This window comes from Lutibacter sp., from assembly GCF_040883305.1.
Classification (GTDB): Bacteria; Bacteroidota; Bacteroidia; order Flavobacteriales; family Flavobacteriaceae; genus Lutibacter.
Map to the genome: position 1 here is coordinate 1 of NZ_JBFLKT010000212.1, position 4,637 is coordinate 4,637.

Consider the following 4,637-nt stretch of genomic DNA (forward strand, 5'->3'; position numbering starts at 1 on the left):
GCACCTAATAATGAATCTTGCTGAGATTTACTAAACCTATGTATTTCATCGATAAATAAAATAGGATTTTTTTCTGTAAACAATCCACCGCTTTGTTTTGCTTTGGCAATAACATCTCTCACATCTTTAACTCCAGAACTTATAGCACTTAGCGTGTAAAATGGTCTTTTAGATTCTTGAGCAATAATATTTGCTAACGTAGTTTTCCCTATTCCTGGTGGTCCCCATAAAATTAATGAAGGTATAATGCCTCTTTTTATATGTTGCGTTAAAGCACCCTTTTTACCAACCAAATGTTGCTGACTAATATAGTCATCTAAAGTTTTAGGTCGGATGCGTTCGGCTAAAGGTTCATTCATTTTTTGAAGTTAGAAAGTCAGAAAGTTACAAAGTTACAAAGTTTTAAGAATTGGAGAGTCAAAAGTTTTATAATTATAGTATTCAACAATTCAACCATTCAATAATATTTTTCGACTTATATTTGTTATTTCAAACAATCTATGGAGCATCAAAATTTTAAATATAGTAAGAGTGTGGTGGTATTTCCTGTTTTTGTAATTCTTTTGCTCTGGATTATTTATTTTATTGAAATTAAATTTGGGTATAATTTAAATAAATACGGCATTTATCCGCAAAAGGCGAGTGGTTTAAAAGGTATTTTCTTTTCCCCATTTATACATGGTAGTGCTAAACACTTATTTAATAACTCAATTCCTTTATTGGTTATGTTAATGAGTTTGTTTTATTTTTATCAAAAAATTGCAACTAAAGTTCTTATTTTTGGGTTGTTTTTTTCTGGTTTGCTGACTTGGTCTTTTGCACGTCCCTCATATCATATTGGAGCAAGTGGAATAGTATATTTATTAGTTAGTTTCATTTTCTTTAGTGGAATATTTAGAAAATATTACAGACTTACCGCCTTGTCTTTAATTGTGGTTTTTTTGTATGGAGGAATGGTTTGGTATATTTTCCCCACAGAAGATAGAATTTCTTGGGAAGGACATTTAGCTGGATTTTTAGTTGGATTTATTTTCGCATATTTCTTTCGGAAAATGGGACCACAACCCGAAAAATTTCAATTTACAGAAAATGAGGAATTTGAGAACCTGTTTGATGAAGATGGAAATTACAATCCTCCAGAAGAACCTATTATTAAGGAAGAGTCAAATACTAATTAGGAATTGTGAATTACGAATTTTCCCGTCTTTGCGAGGGAGTGTTTGAAATGCAATGGAAAACACGACTGCGGCAATCTCAAGGATAAAACCTACAATTTTATTTTAAGTTCCAAACCAACAGATTGCTTCGGTTGTAACGCCCTCGCAAAGACGTTAAACCAAATATTTGTAAATTTAAGACTTTATACTTTCTAACTTTCGACTAAACCTAAAGCCTCTGTCTAGTAGCTTCATATAAAAATGCGCCACAGGCAACAGAAACATTTAAAGATTCAATTTCTCCCAATAATGGTAGTTTAGCTTTATGATCTACAATTTTTAGAATTGAAGGATTGATACCCCTATCTTCAGAACCCATAATAATAGCTGTAGGCTTTGTTAAATCTATGCTATAAATTAAATTGTCTGTTTTCTCTGTTGCAGCTACTATTTGAATTTCTTCAGCTTGCAATTGAAAAACAGCGTCTTTTATATGGTCAACTTTACAAATTGGCATTTTAAAAGCTGCTCCAGCTGATGTTTTAATGGTATCAGCACTAATAGGTGCATTTCCTTGTTTTTGAATAATAATGCCATTTACACCCGTACATTCCGCAGTTCTAATTATTGCACCAAAATTACGAACATCAGAAATTTGATCGAGTAATAGGAATAAAGGTGTTGTGTTTTTTTCTAATGTTGTAGCTATTAAACTCTCCAAATCAACAAAGTCTATTGGAGATATTTGTGCAGCAACACCTTGGTGGTTATTGTTTTTAGAGAACCTATTTAGTTTTTCAATAGGTACATAACTGTTGGAGATATTGTGTTTTTTAATAAGTGAATTTAATTCTGAAAACAAAGGTCCACTTAAACCTTTTTGGAGGTACACTTTACTAATCGTTTTTCCTGAATTAATTGCTTCTATAACAGCTCTAAGACCAAATATTTTTGAAACTTCGTTTTCCATGCTGCAAATGTAACTATATTGTTTGAATAAAAAAACCACCTCGCTAAGAGGTGGTTTTAAATATATTTAATTAAAAATATTATCTGTTAGCATTTACGCTTTCATCTATATTTTCATTAGCATCAATTTCTGCTTGTGGTATTTTCAAGAAGAATTTTTTATCATCTGGCATTAAATTAGCAGTAGAACCAACTCGGTGGTTACCTGTTCTAGAAATACCTCTTCTGTAACGTTTAGCATCAAACCATTCTACACCTAATTCAGCATACAATTCTTTTCTTCTTTCTACTAAAATTTCCTCTAATAAATCAGCTCCAGTATTTGAAGATTTTACCGCATTAGCATCTCTATTAGATTGCAATGCCCATAATAAATTATGTGCTCCAGTAGGGTCACCATTATGATATTTTGCTTCAGCTTCAACTAAAATCATCTCAGCAGTTCTTAATATAGGGTGATCTGCATCAAATGTAAAAGCAAATTTAGTAGTAATGTAATGACGGTAGTCATCTACAGGAGCTCCATAAGCAGTTGAAAACATATTTCTTACATCAGTTCCTGAGAATAACGCTACAAAATCATTATTAATAAAAGTACCTTGGTAAGATAAAACAAAATGATCTGCATGTGAATGCGGAGCACCCCAGTAATAGTTACTTTGATCAGCACTTTGAGGGCTTCCCCAAATCCATTCTATACTACCTAAATCGTTAAACCCATTTTGGTACGATGCTGCATCTAATACAGAAGCAGGACTTCCACCATAGGCAGCTCTTGCAGCAGTTTCTGCTCCACCCCAATTTCCAGTAGTTTGATATACTCGCGCTAAAATCCCATTAGCAACTGCTTTGTTAATATAAGATTTTCCTAATCTGGTGTCAGGTAAATCTGCTACGGCAGTTGTTAAATCTGAAAGTATAAGGTCATACATTTCTTGAACCGTACTCATTGGTTTTCCTTCTAAAGATAACTCAGTATAAATAGGAGGAGCTGGTAATGAAGAGTCATACGTATAGGTATGTTGGAACTCCATTGCTAATTGAAAATAGAATAAAGCTCTTAATGTTTTACCTTGCGCAATTAATTCTTTTTTATCTACATCAGATAATTCACTTGCTGCAACACCATTAATAAAAGAATTTGCTTGGTTAATTACATCATAACTAAATTCCCAAGTAAAGTTTGTTCTTCTATATGTTGGCTCTCTGTTGTCATTCTCATAATCAAAAAGAAACCAAGTCGCTCTTTGAATAATATCATTACCTTTTACAGTACGTGCATAATAAATTGAGTTTAATCCAGCAGAATCATTGTTGGTATATTGTGCTCTTAACATTCTAAGCATCCCCGACATAAATGCCTCCGCTCCAGTTCTTGATCCAAATATAACATCAGATGTAACTGCATCTGTTGGAACAGGATCGTTTAAGTAGTCTTTACCACAACTAACAGCAGTTAATGCAATAAGACATACAATTGAAAATTTTATAAATATTTTTTTCATGATTTATGTTTTTTTAAAATTCTAAATTTAAACCAAATGAAATAATTCTTTGGTTGAAAGATCTGTTATCAGTTGTTCCAGCAACACTTTGCTCTGGGTCAATACCTTCATGACTAGCTAAAGTTAGTAGGTTGTCCCCTTGGAAAAATACTCTTAACTTAGATAAACCTATATTATTTACTAAGTTTTCTGGTAAATTATAACCGAAGTTAAGTGCTTTTAGTCTTACATAATTGTTTTTAAATAAGAATCTATCAGAAGTAGAGTTATAATCGTTTTGAGCAGCTTCTAACCTTGGGATATTTGTAATATCTCCAGGATTTTGCCAACGATCAACTAAATCTGGAGATGCAGATCTAACTGACTCAAATCCTCCCATTAATCCAGCATATGTAGAATCGTAAATATAAGAACCAAAACTAAAGTTAAATAATAAATTTAAATCAAAATCTCCAACTCTAACATAGTTAGTTAAACCACCAATTACATCAGGTAAAGAAGATTTATCAATATAGTTTCTTGAAGCATCGCCATAATCATCTGTTGTAATTTGTTCTCCAGTTGGTTCGTCATTAGCATCTAAAACATCTTGATACCACAATGCTTTACCAGTAGCTGGGTCAACACCTGCGTACTCTCTTATATAGAATTCATATAAAGATTTTCCAACTTCCCAACGTTTTGTTCCACTGATAAACCCGTCTTGAGTTAATTCTGTAATTTCATTTTTATCAAAAGAGAAGTTTAAGCTAGTTGTCCATTCAAAATCTTGTTTTTGAATATTACGAGAAGAAATTGAGAATTCCAAACCATAATTTTTAACCGCTCCAATATTTGTTTTTATACTAGAGTTTCCTGTTGAAGGAGCTAAAGGTTTGTCGTAAATTAAATCTACAGATTCTTTTGAATAATAATCAACTCCTAAAGAAATTTTATCATCTAAGAATCTAATATCAGCTCCAAAGTTAGATGAAGCAGTTTTTTCCCACTTTAAAAATGGATCTGC

The 4,637-nt window shown here is 32.2% G+C and carries 4 protein-coding genes and 1 pseudogene; 1 reads left to right on the forward strand and 4 read right to left on the reverse strand.

Annotated features, from left to right (window positions below; all coding sequences use genetic code 11):
* Positions 1–359, reverse strand: a 359-nt coding sequence (locus tag AB1Z17_RS06695) for an AAA family ATPase (protein ID WP_368051022.1), incomplete at its 3' end; no start/stop codon positions are given.
* Between the two features lie 141 nt (positions 360–500).
* Here AB1Z17_RS06695 and AB1Z17_RS06700 point away from each other — a divergent pair.
* Complete coding sequence (locus AB1Z17_RS06700; RefSeq protein ID WP_368051023.1) at positions 501–1,178, forward strand: rhomboid family intramembrane serine protease; 678 nt, start codon at positions 501–503, stop codon at positions 1,176–1,178.
* 208 nt (positions 1,179–1,386) lie between these two features.
* On the opposite strand, the gene rlmB is transcribed toward AB1Z17_RS06700, so the two are convergent.
* The 3 genes and pseudogenes from rlmB to AB1Z17_RS06715 all read right to left on the reverse strand — a co-directional run.
* The gene (gene rlmB / locus AB1Z17_RS06705; protein ID WP_368051024.1) at positions 1,387–2,127 is read right to left on the reverse strand and encodes a 23S rRNA (guanosine(2251)-2'-O)-methyltransferase RlmB; all 741 of its coding nucleotides are present in this window, start codon (positions 2,125–2,127) and stop codon (positions 1,387–1,389) included.
* 79 nt (positions 2,128–2,206) lie between these two features.
* A complete protein-coding gene (locus AB1Z17_RS06710) occupies positions 2,207–3,631 on the reverse strand; it encodes a RagB/SusD family nutrient uptake outer membrane protein (protein WP_368051025.1) in 1,425 nt (474 codons plus the stop codon).
* Between the two features lie 13 nt (positions 3,632–3,644).
* Positions 3,645–4,637 (reverse strand): annotated as a pseudogene (locus tag AB1Z17_RS06715) (hypothetical protein); the annotation flags it as partial.

Bases quoted from the DNA above. Each gene is read 5' to 3' on its own strand.
- AB1Z17_RS06700 (WP_368051023.1), top strand. From the start codon at position 501: ATGGAGCATCAAAATTTTAAATATAGTAAGAGTGTGGTGGTATTTCCT.
- rlmB (WP_368051024.1), bottom strand. From the start codon at position 2,127: ATGGAAAACGAAGTTTCAAAAATATTTGGTCTTAGAGCTGTTATAGAA.
- AB1Z17_RS06710 (WP_368051025.1), bottom strand. From the start codon at position 3,631: ATGAAAAAAATATTTATAAAATTTTCAATTGTATGTCTTATTGCATTA.